General features: G+C 37.6%; 23 protein-coding genes and 2 tRNA genes. 20 read left to right on the top strand and 5 right to left on the bottom strand.

The features are described 5' to 3' along the window. Positions 1-20 precede the first annotated feature (20 nt). The 19 genes from ATZ99_RS01180 (at position 21) to ATZ99_RS01270 (ending at position 17,301) form a co-directional block, all read left to right on the top strand. A tRNA-Lys gene (locus ATZ99_RS01180) sits at positions 21-96 on the top strand. A gap of 1 nt (position 97) precedes the next feature. Beyond that, a tRNA-Leu gene (locus ATZ99_RS01185) sits at positions 98-181 on the top strand. Between the two features lie 132 nt (positions 182-313). Next, a complete protein-coding gene (gene tig / locus ATZ99_RS01190; protein ID WP_068747409.1) occupies positions 314-1,645 on the top strand; it encodes a trigger factor in 1,332 nt (443 codons plus the stop codon). A gap of 29 nt (positions 1,646-1,674) precedes the next feature. After that, a complete protein-coding gene (gene clpP, locus ATZ99_RS01195; protein ID WP_068747410.1) occupies positions 1,675-2,265 on the top strand; it encodes an ATP-dependent Clp endopeptidase proteolytic subunit ClpP in 591 nt (196 codons plus the stop codon). 17 nt (positions 2,266-2,282) lie between these two features. Next, positions 2,283-3,548: an ATP-dependent Clp protease ATP-binding subunit ClpX gene (clpX, locus tag ATZ99_RS01200; protein ID WP_068747411.1), complete on the top strand. Its 1,266-nt coding sequence runs from the start codon at positions 2,283-2,285 to the stop codon at positions 3,546-3,548. A 112-nt stretch (positions 3,549-3,660) separates the two neighbouring features. After that, a complete protein-coding gene (lonB, locus tag ATZ99_RS01205) occupies positions 3,661-5,319 on the top strand; it encodes an ATP-dependent protease LonB (RefSeq protein WP_068747412.1) in 1,659 nt (552 codons plus the stop codon). A gap of 158 nt (positions 5,320-5,477) precedes the next feature. Next, positions 5,478-7,430 (top strand): sigma-54-dependent Fis family transcriptional regulator, encoded by a 1,953-nt coding sequence (locus ATZ99_RS01210; RefSeq protein WP_068747413.1) that lies wholly within the window; start codon positions 5,478-5,480, stop codon positions 7,428-7,430. A 352-nt stretch (positions 7,431-7,782) separates the two neighbouring features. Beyond that, positions 7,783-8,739 (top strand): 3-dehydro-scyllo-inosose hydrolase, encoded by a 957-nt coding sequence (gene iolN, locus ATZ99_RS01215; RefSeq protein WP_068747414.1) that lies wholly within the window; start codon positions 7,783-7,785, stop codon positions 8,737-8,739. Positions 8,740-8,770: 31 nt separating this feature from the next. Then, positions 8,771-9,430, top strand: a complete 660-nt coding sequence (locus ATZ99_RS01220) for a nitroreductase family protein (RefSeq protein WP_068747415.1) — start codon at positions 8,771-8,773, stop codon at positions 9,428-9,430. Between the two features lie 17 nt (positions 9,431-9,447). Further along, complete coding sequence (locus tag ATZ99_RS01225; protein WP_068747416.1) at positions 9,448-9,891, top strand: hypothetical protein; 444 nt, start codon at positions 9,448-9,450, stop codon at positions 9,889-9,891. Between the two features lie 5 nt (positions 9,892-9,896). Then, complete coding sequence (locus ATZ99_RS01230) at positions 9,897-10,799, top strand: CoA transferase subunit A (protein ID WP_068747417.1); 903 nt, start codon at positions 9,897-9,899, stop codon at positions 10,797-10,799. Between the two features lie 15 nt (positions 10,800-10,814). Then, a complete protein-coding gene (locus ATZ99_RS01235; RefSeq protein ID WP_068747418.1) occupies positions 10,815-11,576 on the top strand; it encodes a CoA-transferase subunit beta in 762 nt (253 codons plus the stop codon). Positions 11,577-11,637: 61 nt separating this feature from the next. Further along, positions 11,638-12,681: a Bug family tripartite tricarboxylate transporter substrate binding protein gene (locus tag ATZ99_RS01240; protein WP_068747419.1), complete on the top strand. Its 1,044-nt coding sequence runs from the start codon at positions 11,638-11,640 to the stop codon at positions 12,679-12,681. 90 nt (positions 12,682-12,771) lie between these two features. Beyond that, positions 12,772-12,945, top strand: coding sequence for a DUF362 domain-containing protein (locus ATZ99_RS01245; protein ID WP_068747420.1), 174 nt, complete (start codon positions 12,772-12,774; stop codon positions 12,943-12,945). A gap of 12 nt (positions 12,946-12,957) precedes the next feature. Beyond that, the gene (locus ATZ99_RS01250) at positions 12,958-13,440 is read left to right on the top strand and encodes a tripartite tricarboxylate transporter TctB family protein (RefSeq protein ID WP_068747421.1); all 483 of its coding nucleotides are present in this window, start codon (positions 12,958-12,960) and stop codon (positions 13,438-13,440) included. A 19-nt stretch (positions 13,441-13,459) separates the two neighbouring features. Then, positions 13,460-14,920 carry a tripartite tricarboxylate transporter permease gene (locus ATZ99_RS01255; protein WP_068747422.1) on the top strand — a complete coding sequence of 487 codons (1,461 nt, stop codon included), beginning with the start codon at positions 13,460-13,462 and terminating at the stop codon, positions 14,918-14,920. A gap of 15 nt (positions 14,921-14,935) precedes the next feature. After that, positions 14,936-16,642, top strand: coding sequence for an aldehyde ferredoxin oxidoreductase C-terminal domain-containing protein (locus ATZ99_RS01260; RefSeq protein WP_068747423.1), 1,707 nt, complete (start codon positions 14,936-14,938; stop codon positions 16,640-16,642). Between the two features lie 19 nt (positions 16,643-16,661). After that, the gene (locus ATZ99_RS01265; RefSeq protein WP_068747424.1) at positions 16,662-16,892 is read left to right on the top strand and encodes a MoaD/ThiS family protein; all 231 of its coding nucleotides are present in this window, start codon (positions 16,662-16,664) and stop codon (positions 16,890-16,892) included. 46 nt (positions 16,893-16,938) lie between these two features. Next, on the top strand, positions 16,939-17,301 hold the full coding sequence (locus ATZ99_RS01270; RefSeq protein WP_068747425.1) for a cupin domain-containing protein: 363 nt from the start codon (positions 16,939-16,941) through the stop codon (positions 17,299-17,301). A gap of 136 nt (positions 17,302-17,437) precedes the next feature. Here ATZ99_RS01270 and ATZ99_RS01275 read toward each other — a convergent pair whose 3' ends face one another. The 5 genes from ATZ99_RS01275 to ATZ99_RS01295 form a co-directional block, all read right to left on the bottom strand. After that, positions 17,438-18,685, bottom strand: coding sequence for an NAD(P)-dependent malic enzyme (locus ATZ99_RS01275; protein ID WP_068747426.1), 1,248 nt, complete (start codon positions 18,683-18,685; stop codon positions 17,438-17,440). Positions 18,686-18,716: 31 nt separating this feature from the next. Further along, entirely contained in the window at positions 18,717-19,268 is a 552-nt protein-coding gene (locus ATZ99_RS01280) for a Fe-S-containing hydro-lyase (RefSeq protein WP_068747427.1), read from the bottom strand. Positions 19,269-19,286: 18 nt separating this feature from the next. Further along, the gene (locus ATZ99_RS01285; protein ID WP_068747428.1) at positions 19,287-20,132 is read right to left on the bottom strand and encodes a fumarate hydratase; all 846 of its coding nucleotides are present in this window, start codon (positions 20,130-20,132) and stop codon (positions 19,287-19,289) included. A gap of 81 nt (positions 20,133-20,213) precedes the next feature. Continuing rightward, positions 20,214-21,125 carry a peptidase gene (locus ATZ99_RS01290; RefSeq protein ID WP_068747429.1) on the bottom strand — a complete coding sequence of 304 codons (912 nt, stop codon included), beginning with the start codon at positions 21,123-21,125 and terminating at the stop codon, positions 20,214-20,216. A gap of 53 nt (positions 21,126-21,178) precedes the next feature. Beyond that, positions 21,179-22,222, bottom strand: a complete 1,044-nt coding sequence (locus ATZ99_RS01295; protein ID WP_187694803.1) for an Ldh family oxidoreductase — start codon at positions 22,220-22,222, stop codon at positions 21,179-21,181. Between the two features lie 322 nt (positions 22,223-22,544). Here ATZ99_RS01295 and ATZ99_RS01300 point away from each other — a divergent pair, with 322 nt between their 5' ends. After that, on the top strand, positions 22,545-22,958 hold the full coding sequence (locus ATZ99_RS01300; protein WP_068747431.1) for an adenine nucleotide alpha hydrolase family protein: 414 nt from the start codon (positions 22,545-22,547) through the stop codon (positions 22,956-22,958). The last annotated feature ends 5 nt before the right edge of the window (positions 22,959-22,963 follow it).

Here is a 22,963-nt window from a genome sequence, read left to right on the forward strand (position 1 = left end):
TGTAGAATTAGATTTCTTCTGGGCCATTAGCTCAGGCGGTAGAGCACCTGACTTTTAATCAGGGTGTCGGAGGTTCGAGTCCTCCATGGCTCACCATGCGGGCGTGGCGGAACTGGCAGACGCGCTAGACTTAGGATCTAGTGGTAACCCCGTGGAGGTTCAAATCCTCTCGCCCGCACCATAACAGGAATGAGAAACCTCGGTATAATGCCGAGGTATTTGTTTATTATTTTTGTATTTTATAGATTGTAAATTTTATTTATGTTATAATAAAAAAGCAATAACGGAAGTGGAAAGAGTGAGGAGGAGCATAATGAAAGTAAATTTGGAAAAAATAGAAAATAATGTCGCTACCCTAAAAATTGAGGTAAACGAGGAAGAATTTGAAAAGGCTCTCGAAAAATCTTTCAAGAAGAATGCTAAAAGATTTAATGTGCCCGGTTTCAGACGCGGAAAGGCACCAAGAAGTATTGTAGAAAGGTATTATGGCCCGGAAGTACTATATGAGGATGCAGCTGAATTCGCATTGTCGGAAGCATATAAAATTGGAATAGAAGAAAATAAATTGGAACCCATTGATCATCCCGATTTTCAAATTGAGCAAATTGAAAAAAATAAACCCTTAATTGCAACTGCAAAAGTAACATTGAAGCCTGATGTAGAAATAGATGGGTATAAAGAAATAGAAGCAGAAAAAATTGTATATAATGTTAAAGAAGAAGATGTGGAAAGAGAATTGAAAGAGTTACAGGAGAAAAATGCGCGTTTCATTAATGTGGAAAGACCTCTTAAAGAGGGCGATTTGGCGGTTATAGATTTTGAGGGCTTCATCAATGGGGAACCTTTTGAGGGCGGTAATGCCCAGAATTATCCACTTACTATTGGTTCGAGAACTTTCATCCCGGGTTTTGAGGATAAGCTCATAGGTATGATGCCTCAGGAAACAAGGGAAATTACCGTTACCTTCCCCGAAAATTATCACAGGGAAGATTTAAAAGGTAAAGAAGCTACTTTTAAGGTTACTTTAAAGGAAATAAAGGAAAAAGAATTAATGCCTCTCGATGATGAATTTGCAAAAGATGTAAGTGAATTTGAAACTCTCGAGGAATTAAAAAAAGATTTAAAGAATAAACTGGAAGAGAGAGCAAAGGAATTTGAAGAGAGCTCTCTGAAGGGCTCTATTTTAAAGAAGCTTTTGGAAAAAGCTAAGGTGGAAATTCCCCAGGTGATGATTGAAAGAGAAATAGAAAGGCTGATTTATGATTTCGCCGTTAGTTTGAGGCTTCGCGGTATTGATTTAAAGGATTACCTTGAAGCGGTGAAACTTACGCCGGAAGAGTTTAAAAATAAATTCCAGGATAGGGCTATTGAAAATATAAAAACATCATTAGTTCTGGAAAAAATAGCAAAACTTGAGAATATTTCCGTTTCCGAAGAAGAACTGGATCAGGAGTTGCAAAAATACGCGGAAAAAGCTAACAAATCCTTAGCTGAGTATAAAAAAACTCTAAAAGAGGAAAACATAGAATATATTAAAGATAGGATATTAACCGATAAAATTTTTAAATTCTTAATCGACAACGCAAAAGTAACAGAAAAAATAGCCGATAGTATATATAAAGAGGGAGAAGAAAAAACTGAATAAAAAATTTAAAATTAAAGGGAGGCAATATTATGAGCCTTGTTCCGATTGTAGTGGAACAAACCAATAGAGGGGAAAGGGCTTACGATATATATTCAAGGCTTTTAAAAGAAAGAATAGTTTTTATCGGAACTCCAATAGACGATACCGTGGCAAGCCTTGTGATAGCTCAACTTCTCTATCTTGAATCGGAAGACCCCGATAAGGATATCTATCTATATATTAATTCTCCCGGTGGTTCTGTAACAGCCGGACTTGCTATTTACGACACCATGCAGTACATTAAGCCCGATGTATGCACCATGTGCATGGGACTTGCAGCAAGTATGGGAGCGGTGCTTCTGGCTGCTGGTGCTCCCAAAAAGAGGTTTGCCCTTCCTAACTCAAGAATAATGATTCACCAGCCCTGGGGCGGAGTTCAGGGTAGGGCCATTGATATTGAAACTCATGCAAAAGAAATATTGCATTTAAGAGGTATTTTAAATGAGATTTTAGCAAAACATACCAATCAGCCCATCGAAAAAATTGAAAGAGATACCGACAAAGATTATTTTATGTCAGCTCAGGAGGCGAAAGAATACGGGCTTATAGACGAAGTAATATTTAAAAGGGTTAAAAGCTAACGTGACGAGGTGATAAAATGTTTAAATTTAACGACGAAAAGGGGCAGCTAAAATGCTCTTTTTGCGGTAAGACCCAGGACCAGGTAAAAAAGCTGGTAGCTGGCCCCGGCGTGTATATTTGCGATGAATGCATCGAACTATGCAACGAAATAATAGAAGAAGAATTCAGCGATGATAATAAAATGGACTTTACCGATATACCAAAGCCCAATCAAATAAAAGAGATTTTGGATCAGTATGTCATAGGCCAGGAAAAAGCCAAAAGGATATTATCCGTTGCAGTATACAATCATTATAAGAGAATAAATTCCAATGTAAAGTTAGATGACGTGGAACTTCAAAAAAGTAATATAATTATGCTTGGCCCAACAGGAAGCGGTAAAACTTTACTTGCACAGACCCTTGCAAAGATTTTGAATGTGCCTTTTGCCATTGCCGATGCCACATCCCTTACCGAAGCTGGTTACGTTGGGGAAGACGTGGAAAATATTTTATTGAAACTCATTCAGGCTGCCGATTACGATATAGAAAGAGCAGAAAAAGGTATAGTGTATATAGATGAAATAGATAAAATAGCACGAAAATCTGAAAATCCTTCAATTACGAGGGATGTTTCGGGTGAAGGGGTACAGCAAGCTTTACTAAAAATCCTGGAAGGGACCATAGCAAGCGTTCCTCCGCAAGGAGGACGAAAACACCCTCATCAGGAATTCATTCAAATAGATACTACCAATATACTTTTCATATGCGGCGGTGCTTTTGAGGGTATAGAAAAAATCATCGCCAACAGATTGGGGAAAAAAGGGATAGGTTTTGGTGCGGATATAAGAAGTAGAGAAGATAAAAATGGGGGAGAGATTTTAAGCCATATTATGCCGGAAGACCTTCTTAAGTTCGGAATGATTCCGGAATTTGTGGGTAGGGTACCAATCATCGTTACCTTAGATGCCTTAGATGAGCAAGCTTTGATTAGAATATTAAAGGAACCAAAAAACGCTCTGGTAAAGCAGTATCAAAAATTATTTGAAATGGATAATGTTCAATTAGAGTTTACCGATGAAGCCCTCGGTTTGATAGCCCAGGAAGCTTTAAAGCGAAAAACCGGTGCAAGGGGCTTAAGGGCAATTATGGAAGAAATTATGATGGATGTAATGTATGAGATACCATCCCGACAGGATATATCCAAATGTGTTGTAACAAAGGAAGTCGTATTAAAAAAGGAGCCTCCAATTCTTGTAACATCTGAAAGAAAAAAAGGAAAGAAAAAGGAAGTAACGGCATAAACGCAAGCTTAAAAGCTTGCGTTTTTTCTTTAAGAAATCCTTTCCAGGATAAATTTATTTTTATTTGCTAATAATATTAAAAGCCGGATTCTGGAAAGGGAGGTGAGGTTTTTTGAATAGCTCTTCAAGTTTTTTGACCTTAATCCAGATTGCTTTTGTGGTCATAGTGGGCCTTTACTTTTTGAATTTGCTAAAGAGCCAGCAGGGGAGCAGGATCACCGTAGATAGAGAGTCGAGAAAAGAGCTGGAAAAATTAAGGAAACTGAGAGAAATCTCCCTTACAGAACCGCTTGCAGAAAAAACAAGGCCTACAACCTTTGAAGAAATTATCGGTCAGGAAGAAGGGTTGAAAGCCTTAAGAGCAGCCCTGTGCGGTCCAAACCCTCAGCATGTAATAATTTACGGCCCCCCGGGTATAGGAAAGACGGCAGCGGCAAGGCTGGTGCTGGAAGAAGCAAAGAAATGCCCCGAGTCTCCCTTTGGGCCCGATGCAAAATTTGTTGAAATTGATGCCACCATATCCCGGTTTGACGAAAGAGGTATAGCCGATCCTTTAATAGGATCGGTGCACGATCCCATTTATCAAGGGGCTGGCCCTTTGGGCATTGCCGGAATCCCTCAGCCCAAACCCGGCGCAGTAACAAAAGCCCACGGAGGTATACTTTTTATAGATGAAATAGGAGAATTGCATCCCGTTCAAATGAATAAATTATTAAAGGTTTTGGAAGACAGGAAGGTTTTTTTAGAAAGCGCTTATTATAACAGCGAGGACCCCAATATACCCCTTTATATCCACGATATATTTCAAAACGGATTACCTGCAGATTTTAGGCTGGTGGGAGCTACCACCAGAAGCCCTAACGAAATACCGCAAGCAATACGCTCAAGGTGTGTAGAAATATTTTTTAAACCTCTATCGCCGGAAAATATAGGAACAATTGTAAAAAATGCGGTGCAAAAAATAAATTTTGAAATTGAGGAAGAGGTTATCGATTTAATAAAAAAATACGCCACCAATGGAAGGGAAGCCGTGAACATAGTTCAAATGGCAGCAAGCCTTGCAATTCTTGAAAAAAGAAAAAACATAGATCTAAAAGATGTTGAATGGATAATCAACTGCGGACAGTATACTCAAAGACCCGATAAAAAAATTCCCGAAACTCCTCAGGTAGGACTTGTAAACGGACTTGCGGTTTACGGTCCAAATCTGGGATTACTTATTGAAATTGAAGCCACAGCCATTCCGGTGCAAAAGGGGGAAGGGAAAATAATAGTTACGGGCATTGTGGAAGAAGAAGAAATGGGAGGAGAAGAGTATAAATTAAGGAGGAAAGGTACGGCAAGGGGATCGGTCGAAAATTGCCTTACGGTAATGCGAAAATATTTGGGGGTGGACCCCAGGGATTTTGACATCCACTTAAATTTTCCTGGCGGTATTCCGTTGGATGGGCCATCCGCAGGAATTGCGGTTGCAACGGCAATATACTCTTCAATAAGAGGGTTGCCGGTAAAAAATACCGTAGCCATGACGGGTGAGATTTCTATAAGGGGAAATGTTAAACCGGTAGGAGGAGTAACCGCAAAAATAGATGCCGCCATAAAAGCAGGTGCAAAAGAAATCTTGATACCGAAGGAGAATTATCAGGAGATATTTAAAACAATAGATGGAACCAATATAATTCCTGTAGAAAGAATTGAAGAAGTAATAGATTTAGCCATTTTATGGGATAAAAAAGCCGAGGAAAAGGGAATACTGGCACTCGTTAAATAGAATAAGCCATATTTTTCCAGTAAGGAAGAATATGGCCTTATTTTATATGAAAAGTTAAAATAATAAATAACAAAAAGGATATTAGCATAAGTTATAGAATTAAAGTAATATATAAAATTTTAATATTTTAAAAAAGTAGAACGGGATGGGTGAGGTAAATGTATAGGTTGAGAGGAAAGGTTGCCTTAATAGCGCCGAATTCTTATGTTGCAAACCTTGCATTGAAGGTTTCAAAAGGTTTTGGTGATATTGTTGAAATTTATGAAGGCAACTTAGAAGAAGGCGTAAAAGCGGCAAAAAGGGCTTTGACCAAAGGATGCAAGGTAATAATCAGCAGGGGCGGAACAGCCTTAATGATAGAAGAAGAGCTGGATGTTACTGTTGTACCCATTTCTTTTACTTCCAATGACCTGATAAAGACAATTTCGAAAATAAAATTAGATGATAATGTTATTGGGATAATTGGGTATAAAAACCTGATAGAAGGAATTACTGAAATTGAAAATTTACTGGATTACAGAATATATTTTTCCGAAATAAGGCACCATAAAGAAATCGAGGAAAAAATATTAGAACTTTATAAAAGGTTCGGAGTAGAAAATTTCATTGGTGGTGAAGCTGTAGTAAAAATAGCTGAAGATTTGGGGTTAAAAGGTTTTTTAATGGAATGCGGTGCCGGAGCTATTAAAAGGGCAATATCGGAAGGAATAAGGATTGCAAAAATAATTGTAGAGCTGAACGAAGAGCGAATGCAGCTAAGGGCAATTGCGGAACACAGCAGTGATGGAATAATTTTGCTGGATGAAATGGATAAAATTAAATATATTAACCCTTCGGCTCAACGGGTTTTAATGATAAATTACGAGGATATGCTGGGAGAAAATGTTTTAAATTATATTAGTTCGCAAAAAATTATAGATGCGGTAAAAAAGAAGGAACAAGTAATTGCGGAATATGATCAAATAAAAAATACTAAAGTAATTTTTAATTATGTTCCTTTGATGGAAAATAATAACAAAATCGGAAGTATTATTTCCTTTAACGATATTTCAAAAATAGAGGAATTAGAGAGGAAAATAAGAAAGGAACAATATACCAGGGGTTTTGTGGCAAAATATACTTTTAACGATATTATCGCAACAAGTGAGAGAATGAAAAATATTATTGAAATGGCGAAAAGGATTTCTAAAAATGATACTACTATTTTGATTACGGGGGAGTCAGGTACCGGAAAAGAATTAATGGCTCAAAGCATTCATAATGAAAGTTTAAGAAAACACGGCCCTTTTATTGCGGTAAATTGCGCATCATTACCTAAAAATCTCCTGGAAAGTGAACTTTTTGGTTATGCGGAAGGAGCTTTCACAGGTGCGAAAAAAGGAGGTAAACCGGGTCTTTTTGAACTGGCCCATATGGGCACCATTTTCCTCGATGAAATTGCGGACATGCCTTTGGACCTCCAGGCTCATCTTTTAAGGGTAATTCAGGAAAAAGAGGTTTCCAGGATAGGAGATGATAAGGTTATTCCAATAGATGTCAGGGTAATTGCTGCTACAAATAAAGATTTAAGAAAATATGTATCGGAAGGGAAATTCCGGGAAGATTTATATTACAGGTTGAATGTTATAAATATTAAAATACCGCCTTTAAGAGAAAGGAAGGAAGACATTCCTTTGTTAATTAAATATTTTTTGAGTATATACGCTTCAAAAAATAAAATGGTTCCCAAAAAAGTTAATGAGGAAGCAATTAAAATTCTTAAAAATTATTCATGGCCGGGGAATATAAGAGAACTTCAAAATTTTATCGAAAGGTTAATGTTAACGGTAGAAAAAAATATAATAGATGAAAAGGATGTTTGCGAAATTTTAGATATAGATAAAGAATGTATATATGACCCATCATCAGGTGCAATGGAAAAATACTTGGAAAGTGGAATTAATAATATTGGTGAAAAAATGAACAAAGGAATCTTAAATAGAATGGAAAAAGAGTATATATTAAAAATATTAAAAGAGGTTAATGGCAATAGAAAAAAAGCAGCAGAGATACTGGGTATCAGCACGACAACTCTATGGAGAAGGTTAAAAGAACTAAATATTAATTATTGAAACGCATAAGGGATTAAATATTGAAATAATCCCTTAATCAATATTTTCAATATGAAATTATAAAATTTCAAAATGAAATAAAAATATTTATTAATTTTGTACATTACTTGAAAATCAAGGTTGATTTTGATGGCATTTTTTTTGCTATAAAGTAATTATGGGAATATTAAAAAACGAATATAATTAAAGATAAATATAACATATGACAATGTTTATTAAAGTAAATATTTATATTTTGTTTTAAAATGAATTAATAAATGATATTATCTAAATTTTAAAAAGGAGGTGCAATATAGTCAAAAATCAAAATAAATAAAATATATAAAATTTTTATATTTTTGGAGGTGTAAGAATGAAATATAAAATTTCCACAGGATCTATGGATAAAGCTGATAAGATATATTTCCAGAACATGACCGGGCGACAGGTGGAAGAAAGGTTAAAAGAAAATGATATTATCATTATACCCATAGGTAGCACCGAATATCATGGAAAAGGCCAGTGTTACGGAGAAGATACCTTTATAGTTACCAGGATCGCCGAAACGGTTGCAAAAGAAACCGGGTGCACAGTGTCCCAACCTGTGTGGTTTGGCTCACATCCCTGGAACCAAATGGGCATGCCGGGGACGATAGTAATCCCTGAAGTAACCTTTGTTAGTTATCTCAGAGCAATAATCGCCGGATACTGGAATGCGGGGTTCAGGAAGCAGATATTGATAAACGGACATGGCCAGGAGTATATAATTCCGAATGCAATTCAGGAATTCGGTAAAATGTATCAGGTTCCGGCGGTAATTTGTATGGTAAACTGGCCGACAGTCATTGCCCAGGAACTAAAGGACAAAGCTCATGGGGGGCCATGGGAAACTCCCTTCAGGCATGCCGATGAGGTTGAAGCCTCTTTTTCATTGGCGTTGTTCCCGGAAATGAATAACAAAGAGGATATGGAAGACAGCACTCCTGTAGGCTTTATGCCCGAAGGCCATGTGGATAAGGGCGGAGATATATATCAATATCCAATTCCGGGACATGCACAGATAGGTATGGGAGGTTTGGAAGTAATATTATATCCGCAGGGTGTAATAGGGAAACCCACCCTTGCAGATGCTAAAAAAGCCGAAAAGGGAATTGAGATGATTATAGATTACTTAATTAAATTACATAACGATATTCGCGAAAAATTCCCGCCCGGTAAATTGCCCGATATAAACCTTGTTACCGAAAGGGATAGAGAATTAATAGAAGCGGTAATTAAAGGTCCCTTCAAAGGTGGTAAGAGCATATATTCCTTAGGATACCCTTCATGAAAATAAAAAAAGGCCAAAGGAGGATAAGATAATGGAATCCAAAAAAGATGTCTTTTTGCAAGTAGTTGCCGACAGGAGAAGCATAAGAAATTATACCAATGAAAAAATTTCTGAAGAAGATTTGAGGTTAATTCTTGAAAGTGCGCGGTTAGCTCCATCGGGAGAAAATGCTCAGCCCTGGAGATTTATTATTGTTAGAGATGAGGAAAGTAAAAAATTCCTTGCAAGAATCTCGAAAAATGCAAGCGGAAGGAGATTTACGGGCGAATTTTTAAGCAAACAAATGCAGGAAAGGTTTAAATCCCTGGAAGATGAGGAAAAGAAAATTGCTGCATTTAAAAAATTGACTTCCGGTGATGTATCGGGATTTGTAAGTGAAGGGGACCTAATTTTAATTGTAATCGGCAAAAAGGATGTTTGGGATTTGCCATACGACACTTCAGCTGCGATAGAAAATATATTGTTAACCGTAACCAGCTTGGATTTAGGTTCTTGCTGGGTAATTGCACCATGCATCGATATAAGGGATGAGCTGAAAGTAAAGGAGTATTTTAAAATTCCTGAAGAATACAAGGTAATAAGCATTCTTTCCATTGGTAAGCCCTCGAGAATACCCAATCCGCGCCCAAGGATACCTCTAAAAGATTTGGTATTCAATGAAAAATTCGGCGAAGCCTATTATTCCGAGTAAAGAAGGAGGGTACGATTATGAATTTTTTAGAAAAATTCAAGGATGAATTGATATTTGAAGTTCAAAAAGAGTTCTGGAATGAAAGGGGAAAAGGTGCCAGATATAGATTGACCAGAATAGGCGTAGATTTTGCGGAAAGAGAGCTGGGAGAAAAGATTAAGGATAAGGAAAATATAAAAAAATGGTTAATCGAAAATGGATTTTGCCAAGATATTGACATTAGTGAAAATGAGATTTCGATGACGATGATCGTCAAAAATTGCAGCTTGCTGGAAATTAAAAATATGTTTAAGAAAGCAAATATAAAACCCCTCTCCTGCCCGTTAGCCAATATATTTATGTACTGCTTGGAATTAAATAGCGGGCTTTCACCGGAATTATTGCCTATAGAAGAAGACGAAAATGGGAATTGCAAAGTTACATTGGCTAAAATGGCAACCTCTGAAATAGTAAAGAGGTGATTTGTTTGAATAATAAGGTAAAAAGCTTATCTGAAGTGGTAAGCCAGATACCCGATGAGGGGGCGGTAATTGCTTTTGGCGGTTTTGCCATAGCAAGGAATCCCATAGCTTTTGTAATGGAAATGATCAGACAACAAAAAAGAAAACTAAGGGTTTATCAAATAGTTGCGGGAATGGACACCGATCTGTTGGTGGGAGCTGGATTGGTGGAAAGATTGGAGTACAGCGGCGGCTCCCTTGATAGATTCGGCAGGCTCGAAAGAATTAACGAAGCAATAGATAAGGGTAAGTTGGATGTAAGAGAATATACAGGTATGAGTATGTCCTTGAGATTCCTGGCAGGTTCTATGGGTATTCCTTTTATCCCCACAAAGACTTTACTGGGAACCGATATGTTGAGGATATTGGTGGAAAAAAACGATGATGCGGTAAGGGTTGAAAATTCTCTCTTTGATGGTGAAAGATACGTATATCTTAAAGCGATAAAACCTGATTTTGCGGTTATACATGCTCAATATGCGGATGAAAAGGGAAATGTGATAATTGAAGGACCCTACTGGGATGTGGAGACAGCAAAATCTGCAAAAAAACTCTTTGTAACCGTTGAAAAAATTGTATCATCGGAATTCATTAAGAGGTTTCCCGAAAAGGTGGTTATTCCGAGCATGTACACGTCAGCCGTGATTGAAGTTCCTTTTGGAGCATTCCCCACTTCGGTTTACAAATTCTATGATTATGATCAGAAGTTTTTAATGCAGTATGCTGAGATAAACAAGAACAAAGATGAATTTGAAAAATTCATAAATGAATTTGTATTCGGAACAAAGGACTTTGTTGAATTCTTAGAAAAAATTGGGGGCATAAGGCGTCTCAATGAAATCTTAGCAGATCCGGTATACGGATATTAAGAGGGGTGATTTTGTATGACTATTAATTTCACTACGAATGAGCTTATGGCTGTAACCGCTGCAAGGCTTATTAAAGATAATGAAAATGTGGTAGTAGGTTTAGGTTTACCCCAGATTGCCGCACTGCTTGCTAAGAATACCCATGCTCCCAATCTTAATATAATATACGAGATCGGGGTTATTAATCCGGAAGCTGAAGAGATGGGAGTTGGTATTGCCGACCCGAGGTTATGGTATAAAAGCGAGTATTTTACAAGCTTTGTTGGAACCTTAGGAAACGTCCTTCAAAAAGGGCTTGTGGATGTGGGATTCTTGGGAGGATTGCAGACTGATAGATTTGGAAACATAAACAGCACCCTGGTTAGATCTGAAAAGGGAATAAGACATATTAATGGGAGCGGTGGAGCTGCCGATATTGCAAGCCTGGCCAGGAGATTGTTGATTATAATGAAGCACGATAAAAGGAAATTGGTAGAAAATGTGGATTATATAACGAGCGTTGGGTATCTAAGAGGCGGTAATTCCCGAAAAGAAAGCGGTCTACCCATGTGTGAAAACATAACAATCATTACCAACCTCTGCGTTTTCGGTTTTGATGAAAATAAATCAATAAAGCTACTTTCAATACATCCCGGAGTTTCTGTGGAAGAAATAATTGAAAATACAGGGATAAAAATTGAAATTCCCGAAGGAGTAAAAACTACGGAGGAACCTACGGAAGCGGAGATAAATTTACTAAGAACGACTATAGACCCATTGAAACTTTATATTAAATAATGAAGGGAGGATGATAGGGTTTTTTCCTAAAAAAAAAATTTAATCTGGGAGGTTTTCCGGGATGAAAAGAGTAAAAATAATTTCCCTGCTTCTCATTATCGTTTTGTTAACATCGATATTATACGGATGCGGTCAAAAGCAGCAGGCAAACCAGCAACAGCAGAATAAGCCTAAATACCCCGAAAGGTCTATTAACGTAATAGTAGGTTTTCCTGCAGGTGGACCTACCGATTTGATTGCGCGAGGAATTATGCCTATTGTTCAGGAAAAGCTGGGCGTAGGCATAGGTGTTACCAATATGCCGGGAGCCGCAAGTGCTACCGCCGCTAACCAGGTATTGTCCCAGCCCAAGGATGGATATACACTCTTTTTTGGTTCGGAAATCATGTCCACATGGCAGACGATGGGAACGATTGATCTGAGCCCCACAAGAGACTTTATACCGGTCAAAATAGTTGCTCAGGCCATACCTGTACTGGCAGTCCCGCCGAATTCGAAATTTGATAAGGTAGAAGATTTTATAAAGTTTGCAAAGGAAAACCCGGGTAAATTGAGGATAAGTACCGCTGGTCCTGCCACAGTTCCGCATATTTCAGGCCTTCTTCTCGAAAAAGAACTCGGCTGCAAATTTACATTCGTTCCATACGAAGGTGGAAGACCTGCGATAACAGCTGCAATGGGCGGCCAGGTGGATGCAACGATAGAAATGGTTCAATCAATGGTGGAAGCCCATAAATCTAAACAGATAAAGATTCTTGCTTCCTTTACAAATGAGCCTATTGAAGGACTTGATATCCCGGCAATAGGAAAAATATTCCCAGAGCTTTCCAAGTACTTACCTTACGGCCCGTATTTTGGTCTTTTTGCAGCAAAGGATACACCCCAGGAAATTATCGATGTTTTAAAGAAAGCCATGGATGAATCCATTAAGGATCAAAGATGGCTGGATTACTGCAAGAAACTTTATCTAATACCCGTAGACTACAGCGGACAAGAGGCAATAAAATTCCTGGATAACTGGACTGCAAAATCAGCCTACATACTTTTCGATGCGGGTGTTGCAAAAAATAATCCGGAACAGTTTGGGATAAAAAGACCCAACTAAGCTTTAATTAAACTGAGGATAAATAAATCTTCGCCCCCTATGAAAAATAGGGGGCGAAGATTAAAAAGTTATATTAAAAGGAGGATTTATATGCTCTACGTGGACAAAGAAAAATGCGAAGGATGCGAAGCATGTGTAGCCGTTTGCGGGACGGGAGCTGCTCAAATAATTGATGGAAAATCGGAAATAGATGTAAATCAGTGTGTGGAGTGTTACGCGTGTAAAAACGTGTGTCCCTATGAAGCTATTTTAGAGAAAAATTAGAGGTGAAAATAAATGGATTATTCCAAATTACTGGATGTAATATCCATTATTTTGGCATCAATTATTTGTTTCCTGGTGTTTTTTAATTTATATACCATCTCTTCTTCTCAAAACATTCCTCTAATTTCAGTGGAATCACCGATAATTTTTCCATTTTTAATAGGAATAACTTTATTAATTTTATTGCTTATTATCATATTCGAACAATCAAAATTCTGGAAAAATTACAGGGAAGATAGCGAGTACAGAAAAAATGTCATAAATGAATTAAAGGATGTGTTGTTTTACTTTGCAGGATTGGTTATATATATTTCTTTTTTAAAAAAGCTTCACTTTAATGTATCCACGATAATATTTACCGCATGTGTAATGATTTTACTTGCGAGAAAGGAATTAAATTTAAAGAAAATTTTTCAGGTTATTCTTTCATCGGTAGGTTTGGTATTGGTAATAGATTTTGTATTCAGCGGTATTTTTAAGATAATCCTGCCGTAGCTTTAAAGGAGGATTTTTAATGAACATATTTTTAATATTATATATGGCGGTTGGTGCAATCATCGGCTTAATAATGGGTGCCTTGCCTGGATTAACAGTTACTATGACCATAGTACTGGTAGTTTCTTTGACCTTTGGGTGGCCTATGATAGATGCCTTGGCGTTTATTATAGGAGCTTTTTGCGGAGGGGTTATGGGAGGGTCTATTTCAGCCATTACCTTAAATATTCCGGGAACGGCTGCGGCAGTGGCAACAGTATTTGACGGATATCCATTAAAAAAGAAAGGAGAAGCTCCTGTAGCCTTAGGATTGGCACTTTTTGTAAGTTTAATCGGCGGATTGCTGGGGATTTTGTTCCTGACCATATTTGGGCCGCTGATAGGGAGTATTGCTTTAAAATTTGGGAGTCAGGAGTATTTTTTAATATGCTTGTGGGGTCTAAGTTTAGTAGCAATTTTAAGCAAGGAAAATATAATAAAAGGATTTGCTGCCGCCTGCATAGGTTTAATAATTTCATTTATTGGAATGGATCCTATTACGGGCTTGATGAGATTTACTTTCGGCTCTCCTCTTTTAAGCGGAGGAATAAACTATATTGTTGCTATGATAGGTCTTTTTGGAATGAAGGAAGTTTTCGTACAGTTAAGCAGCAAGAAAACTTTTAAGGTGGATAATTTTCATTACAATATAAAAGATCTTTTTCCAAAAATGGACGTGGTTAAAAAGACCTTAAAGTGTTTTTCTTGGTCGGCTCCTATAGGAGCAATAATAGGACTGCTGCCGGGAACGGGTGGGGATATAGCTTCCCTCGTCAGTTATGGGGTGTCAAAGCAGTTAATTAAAGAACCCAGCAGGCCCTTTGGCGAGGGTGCTTATGAAGGGGTTGCTGCACCGGAAATAGCAAATGACTCAGCCATTGGCGGCGCGATAACAACACTTTTAACTCTTGGAATACCAGGAGACTCGGTAACAGCAGTAATGCTGGGTTCCTTTTATCTCCACGGATTATTGCCTGGACCTACCTTTATGATGACCGAGAAAAAATATTTTTATATGATAATAGTATTTTTAATAATAAGTGAGTTTATCGCTTACTTCCTTGGAATTCTGGGAAGCAATGCGATGTTAAGAATGCTTAACTTTCCAAAATGGTTTTTACTTCCCTTTATTTCAATTCTCTGCGTGGTTGGTTCCTATGCGCTGCAGAACAATATTTACGATGTCCTTTTTATGGTAATATTTGGATTGCTCGGGTACATTTTAGAAAAGTCCGGGTATCCGGTTAGCCCCATAGTCCTTTCTATAATATTGGGACCCATGATTGAAACTAATTTTAGAAAAGCACTAATCAGCACCGGCGGAATGGGGAGTTTGCTATTGTCTTTTATAACAAGGCCAATAAGCCTTGTACTCCTCGTTTTGATAATAGCTACTTTTATTACGCAAACGGTTCTTATGAAAAAGATTGTAAACAACTGAAAGGAGGTAATAGCAATGAATAAGATCATCAGAGTAAACATGAAGACAAAAGAAGTGAAAATAGAAGAACCAAAAAAGGATTACGAACTTTTGGGTGGAAGAGCCTTAACCTCAAGAATAATATATGATGAAGTTGAACCGGAATGCGATCCTTTAGGTGAAAAAAACAAATTAATAATAGCACCCGGTTTGCTCTCCGGGACGGCGGTATCCAGCTCAAGCAGAATATCGGTTGGGTGCAAAAGCCCGTTGACTAACGGAATTAAAGAAGCAAACAGCGGAGGCTTGATAGGGACCTATCTTTCAAAAAATGGAATTAAGGCAATTGTAGTCGAAAGTTTACCCGAGGACGAAAATTCATATATATTGGAAATTGATGAGGAAAAAATTAGCCTTACTTTTGACAACCAATTAAAATTTTCTGGGACCTACGAAACTGTTGAAAAGCTGTTTAAAAAATACGGCGAAGATACTGCAATTCTGTGCATTGGCCCTGCAGGAGAAAGAAAAATGCGGGCTGCAAGCATTGCAGCCACCGATCCTAACGGAGAATTAAAATTCGCTGCAAGGGGCGGAGTCGGCGCTGTAATGGGGAGTAAAGGATTAAAGGCGATTATAGTAAAAAATCCAAAGAACAGTAAAATAAATTATTATGACAGAGAAGCTTTTTTAGAGCTTGCTAAAACGATAAACAAAGAATTACTGGCAGATCCAAAGACAGGAGATTCGTACAAAAAATACGGAACGGCTCAAATAGTAAATGCCGTCAATGCAATTGGGGCTTTGCCAACAAAAAACTTCAAATGTGGAGCTTTTGAATTTGCCAAGAATTTAAGCGGTGAAACAATGTACGATACAATCGTAAAAAGAGGAGGAGAGGGAAAAACAGGAATTTCCTGTATGCCCGGGTGTGTTATAAGATGCAGTAATGTATATCCGGATGAATGCGGGAAAAAGATTGTGTCTACATTGCAATATGAAACGATAGCTCTGGTTGGTTCAAATCTCGGGTTTTCAAATTTGGATTCAGTTGCAAAATTAAATAAGGAAATTAATGATTTAGGCCTTGATACGATTGAAATGGGTTGTGTTTTAGGAGTGGCTATTGATGCAGGATTTGCGGAATACGGAAATGAGGAAAGCTGTTTAAAACTTCTTGAAGAAATAAGAAAAAATACCGTATTGGGGCGAGTATTAGGAAATGGCGTAGAAATTACCGGAAAAGTATTGGGTGCTAATAGAATTCCTGCTGCAAAGGGTCAAGGTTTTCCGGGATATGACCCGCGGGCATTAAAGGGAAACGGTGTACTTTACGCTATATCTCCTATGGGAGCGGATCATACAGCGGGCAATGCATTTGGTTCCAGAAACGAAGTGAATCCTCTGAGTAAAGAAAAACAGGGAGAATTATCAAGAAACCTTCAAATAAAGATGACTACCCTTGACAGTTTGGGATTTTGTATATTTGCAAGAGGGCCGCTTTTTAAAGATCCTTCTACGATGAAAAATTTAATTTATTATTATCTGGGAATAGAAATAGAAACGGAAAAAATATGGGATATGGGAATTAATACTTTGAAAATTGAAAGAGAATTTAACATTAAAGCTGGAATAAGCCCTTGTATGGACAAATTACCGGAATTTTGCTATAAGGAAGAACTTCCTCCGACAAATGCGGTTTTCGATGTACCCGAGGAGGAAATGAAAAAGGCGATAATATAAAATTTAATGAGGGAAAAATATGGTCAAAGTAAAACTACATTTGCACCTGGCAAGATTCGGTGAAATGGGAAATAAAGAATTTACAATTAACTACGAGGAAAATATGACCCTGGAATCGCTGTTAAAAAAGCTAAGAATACCAAAAGAAGAGGTAGGAATGTTTGTGGTGAATGGAAGATGGCAGGATAAAAATTACATTATTCTTGATAAAGATAGTATTGAAATATTTCCGGTTTATCTGGGTGGGTAAAGAAAAAATTATATAAAAAAATATTTTATTGAAAGGAGACGAAAAAATGGGCAAATTTACTGTTCATGAAAGCGAAATTGAAGGTGTAAAAAGAATTCCTCCCAGGGTTTCAAAAGTATTGATTTGTAATAAGACCGTTGGTGCAACTAAAATATCAATGGGTGTAAACGTAACCGAGGTAGGAAGCAAAATACCGGCTCATAGCCATGATAATCAAGAAGAAGCCATGTTTATAGTTTCGGGAAAGGGGAAGCTCATAGTAGAAGGTGAAGGGGAATATGAATTAACGCCGGGCACCGCTATTTTTGCTCCCGTTGGAGTAAAACATGAAATTGTAAACACGGGCGATGAACCTATAAAAATTGTTTGGGCGTATGCTCCTCCGTTGCCCGAGCACCTCAATAAATAATAAAAAAATATATTAAAATATTTAATTCCCCTGTATAATCAATACAGGGGAATTAAATATATAGGAATTTGCATATATAAAGAGGAGGTAAATGATATAATCATTTACCTCCTAATTTTAAGTAATTTTAAATTGCTTACTTTTTGAAATAAGAATTTGCCTTTTTAACGAGCATTTTTGTTCTTTCTTCTATTTCCTCAGGGTCAACAATTTTCCTTGCCACCTTTGTTTCGATAGCAGCTTTTGCTACGGCCTTTGCTACTGAAGGGGCAACTCTTTCGTCAAAGGGTTTTGGGATGATATAATCTTCTCTCAACTCATTGACTGCTATAATTTCTGATAAAGCGTTCGCTGCTGCTAACTTCATTTCTTCATTTATTTGAGTGGCCATGACGTCAAGAGCTCCTCTGAAAACGCCTGGGAAAGCCAGTACGTTATTTATCTGATTTGGATAATCTGACCTGCCGGTACCTACAATTTTTGCTCCGGCTTCATATGCATCCTTTGGGTCAATTTCAGGAACCGGATTGGCCATTGCAAAAATTATCGGATCTTTTTTCATGCTCCTTACCATATCCTTGCTTACTATATTTGCAGAGGATACTCCTATAAAAACATCCGCATCAATTAAAGCGTCTTTTAAAGTGCCCTGTCTTTTTTCCTTGTTTGTAATTTTTGCAAGCTCTTCTTTTGCCCAGTTCATTCCTTCTTTTCTACCTTCATAAATAATTCCGTTTCGGTCACACATGATTACGTCTTTTATTCCGGCTCGTATAAAAATTTTTGCTATTGCGGTACCAGCAGCACCGGAACCGTTTATAACTGCGGTAATTTCATTTATATCCTTTTTTACGATTTTCAATGCATTATATAACGCCGCCAGGGTAATAATTGCTGTACCGTGTTGATCATCGTGGAATACGGGTATAGAAAGACATTTCTTTAATTTTTCTTCCACTTCAAAGCAAGCAGGAGCTGCAATGTCCTCTAAATTAATGCCACCGAAAACCGGCTCAATTAGCTTTACGGTTTCTACGATTTTATCCACATCAGTAGTATCAATACAAATAGGAAATGCATCTACACCGGCAAAGCACTTAAATAAAACCGCTTTACCTTCCATAACCGGTAAGGAAGCTTTTGCACCGATATTTCCCAATCCTAATACAGCAGTTCCGTCAGAAACTACTGCTACCGTATTACCTTTGAAAGTATAATCGTAAATTTTTTCCGGGTCTTTATGTATCTCTTTGCAGGGTTCAGCTACTCCGGGTGTGTAAGCGAGGCTTAAGGACTCTTTACTATCTACCGGTACTTTACTGATAACCTCAAGTTTTCCTTTGTTTTCATAATGAAGCTTTAATGCTTCCTCTCTTAATGACATATTAAATGACCTCCTTTTTAAATTAAAGGAATTATATTTTCCTGTAATTTTCTTTGCCGATTTTATATAAATCGTTACCGTCTTTATCTATGACAACTATTGCAGGAAAATCTTCCACATGGAATTCATAGATAGCTTCTGGCCCAAGCTCTGGGAAAGCTACTACTTCTGCTTTTTTAATGGTATCCGCTAAAAGTGCCCCCGCTCCACCTATAGCAGCAAAATATACTGCTTTATGAGTTATGATGGCGTCGACGACCTCTTTTGAACGAAGTCCTTTACCTATCATACCTTTTAAACCTTTTTCTATAAGTAAAGGTGTATAGGGGTCCATACGACCGCTTGTGGTAGGACCGGCAGAACCAATTACTGTTCCGGGTTTTGCGGGACAAGGACCTGCGTAGTATATTATTTGTCCTTTTAAATCTACAGGAAGCTCTTCTCCTTTTTGGATCATTTCAAATAAACGTTTATGAGCCGCATCTCTTGCTGAATAGATTATGCCGGTAATAAGCACCTTATCACCTGCTTTTAAATCATCTATGATTTCAGGAGTTAAAGGAGTTTTAATTGATTTAATCATGATTTCCCTCCTTATAAACTAAAGCTCTATTTCTTTATGCCTTGCTACATGGCATTGTATATTTATTGCAACGGGAAGGCTTGCTATATGTGCGGGGAATGTTTCGATGTGAACAGCCAAAGCTGTTGTGGTACCTCCGAATCCTTGAGGACCTATACCGAGTTTGTTTACTTCATTTAACAGCTCTTTTTCTAACTCGGCAATTTCCGGCTGAGGATGAGGTTGACCGATAGGTCTTAATAAAGCTTTTTTTGCTATCAATGTGGCAACTTCTATTGTACCGCCAATACCAACACCTATAATTATAGGAGGACATGGGTTGGAACCCGCTTTATCTACGGTTTCTAAAACGAATTTTTTTACACCTTCTACACCATCGGCAGGCTTTAACATACGAAGAGCACTCATGTTTTCACTGCCGCCACCCTTTGGAGCAAAAGTGATTTGCAATTTATCTCCGGGAACTATTTCATAGTGTACAATAGCCGGTGTATTATCACCGGTATTTTTTCTATGGATTAATGGATCGTTGACAATGGATTTTCTTAAATAACCGTTTTTGTAACCTCTTCTTACACCTTCATTGATAGCATCGGTCAAATTTCCGCCGACTATTTTTAAATCCTGACCAAGCTTGACAAAAAATACTGCAAAACCGGTGTCCTGACATATCGGAATGTTCTTTTCCTCAGCTATTTTATAGTTTTTAATAATGTCTTTTAAAACTTCTTTTCCTAAGGGAGAAGACTCCGTTTCATAATATTTATTAATTTCTCTTTTTACATCATCGGGTAATATTATATTTGCATCAATGCAAAGCTTTTCTACTGCAGATATTATTTCGTCTATGTGGATTTCCCTCATATGTTTCCCTCCTTCTAATAAATTCACGCCCCTACTAAAATATAGTAGGGGCATTATGCGTTTTTCTTGGTTTAAATTAAATTACTCTGGGATAGCCATATCCGGGGTGCCGGCTTTGCTCTGCACAGCTTCCGGATAGTATCTTTCTACCATTTCTTTTACTATGGCAGCCTGTCTTGCCATATCTCTACCGTTTTGTGCTGTGGTCAATTCACCATGACCGCTGATGACTGAGTTTCCGGTCTTGAGGTGAATAGGTGCGCCTACGCGTACCAATTCAGGTGCTTCATAAACCCTTATAAAACCACCGGATCCTGGAGGGTTATCGGTATGAACGTCCAATGGGACATTGACCGCGGCTCTTAAAGCTGCTACCATGGGTAAGGTCATGTCTCTTACAGGATTAATTGAATTGGCTCCAAGGTTCTCTAATAGTTTGAAGCTGGCGGGATTGCCATGACCGCAGTGGGCGGATACTTTAAAATGCATATTGCTTGGGAGCTCGCCGGCTTTCCTCATTTCATTAAGCACCCAGAGCAAGCCCTCATCGTAAACCAAAACTCCGCGGCAGCCTACTTCAGCAATTCTCTTTACATCTTCAATGGCTCTGACGATCTGCTCCATACCCCTCAACCTGTAACCGATTCTAACTCCCTGCTGACTGAGTCTTGTGGCGCTGGTGTCGTAAGTAGCCCTTGGACCTACCGAAAGGTTCAATTCGACCCGATAGTATTTTGCGATAGCTACGTATTCTTTTAGTTCTTCTAAGGTGTGCCTGAAGCAACCATAGGTCTCATCAACCCTGTTTATGGTTACTCCTAATCTCTCCGCTTCTTCCATTAAAGCTTTAAATGCTTCCGAACTGTTAATGGTAGGCACTTCCAATCTGTAATGGGCTCCATCGGGGAATCTTTTGTCCGATGTGGGAAGGGAATACAGGTCACCCTCCGGTAATCCTAATTTTTTCATAAATTCTCTTGTTTTGTCAAACATTTTTTACCTTCTCCTTTCAATATTTTATATTAAAAATTTTTATTTTAAAATCTTTATATTAAATTTTTAATTTTATACCGGGATGCCAATCGACTTAATTCGTCGATTAAATTTGAATCTAAATTTATACCCTCTCTCAAAGATTTTTCTTCAAGGTTGTTTTCTATTTCTCCCGGTAAAAATATTTGAAGATTGTTAATTGAGGGCAGAGATTTGATTTTTCTAATAATTTCATCAATATTAGATTTAAATACATTCTTTTCAATGAAGTCAGCGATATTTACAGCACAGAAAAGATGTCCGGTTTTTGAGGGACCGGTCATATCGGTGACATTTTTTACTTCACCCGTAAGGCAGGTGTTGGTAAGCACTCCGCAAAGGATGTCTATTACTAAAGATAATCCCGAACCCTTTGGGCCGCCTATGGGAACAAGGCTACCTTTTAGTGCTAAATCGGGATCGTCGGTATCCCTTCCGGAAGAATCCAAAGCCCAGCCGAAAGGTATTTTCTGATTTTTTAGCTTGGCCAGCCTTATTTTTCCTCTTGCCACTACCGATGTAGACATATCTAATATTATTGGTTTTTCTTCCTTAGAAGGTATTGCTATCGAAAGCGGATTGGTTCCTAAAAGAGGTTTACTGCTGCCGTAAGGGGCTATTGCGGGAGAAGAGTTGGTTAATACAATACCTATCATGTCGTGTTTTAATGCTAACATAGAATAAAATGAGGCTATTCCAAAATGATTGGAGTTTTTAATACCTACCAAACCCACTCCGTATTTTTTTGCCAGGGTAATTGCCAGCTTCATTCCGTAGAAACCTGCAATTTGCCCGAAACCGTGATCCGCATTAATCAATGCTGTAGCCTTTTTAATTTTTTCAGTTTTTATTTTTGCATTTATATTAGTTGCTTTTTTTTCAACCCTTTCTATATAAGTAGATACTCGAACCAACCCATGGGACTTTACTCCTCTTAATTCTGCGCATAGAATAGAATCCGCCACTATCCCGGCATGAGAGTTATTTAAACCCACTTCTTTAAAAAGTTCTATTAAAAACTCTCTTAGTTTTGATACGGGAATAACTGCACTATCCAAGAATTCACCTCCTTTGACAAAGTATTTCATAAATTGTTTATTTATTATTCATAGCAAGAGTTATACCAATGAAGAGAAAAGCAAAAAAATTATTAATAAAGTTCCTGTCCTTTTAAAATGGTAAATCTGTGCAGCTAATGCCAGTAATTTTTATCGCTTGTTAACAAGGGATATTGCAATATGCAATTAGTATTTCAATATGAAATTATCCTGGAATTATTGAAATGGGATTAAAGTTATTTAGTTTTATTAATTTCAATTGAAAGAAAAGATTAATTTTTATATAATGAAAATGTAGTTATATATTGAAAGGGGTTTTCCCATGATGACTGTTTTTGACCCTGCAGTGGTGCACAGGGTAATGGTCTGTGTAACTCCTCAAAAAAGCTGCGAAAGGCTAATAAAGAGGGGTGCTGACAGGGCCAGAGAGTTAGGAGGCGAATTTTGCGTAGTATACGTTAATAAGTCAATGGAGTTAAATAAAGACCTTAAGGATCATAAAATACTTCTTGAACTTTTTGAATATGCAAAATCCTTGGGAGGTTATGTCTCAATATTAGCAGGTGAAAACGTCTATAACACCCTTTCCGATTACGCAAAAAAAAATAAGATAACTCATATAATAGTAGGAAAACCTTTACAGAATAATTTTGGTACAACGAAGGAAAAGGATATCATCAATCCTTTGATAAAAGCGGTAGAAAAAAATGGCATACCCGTGGAGGTTGTGGAATAGGAGGC

Source organism: Thermovenabulum gondwanense (assembly GCF_001601575.1).
GTDB lineage: Bacteria > Bacillota > Thermosediminibacteria > Thermosediminibacterales > Thermosediminibacteraceae > Thermovenabulum > Thermovenabulum gondwanense.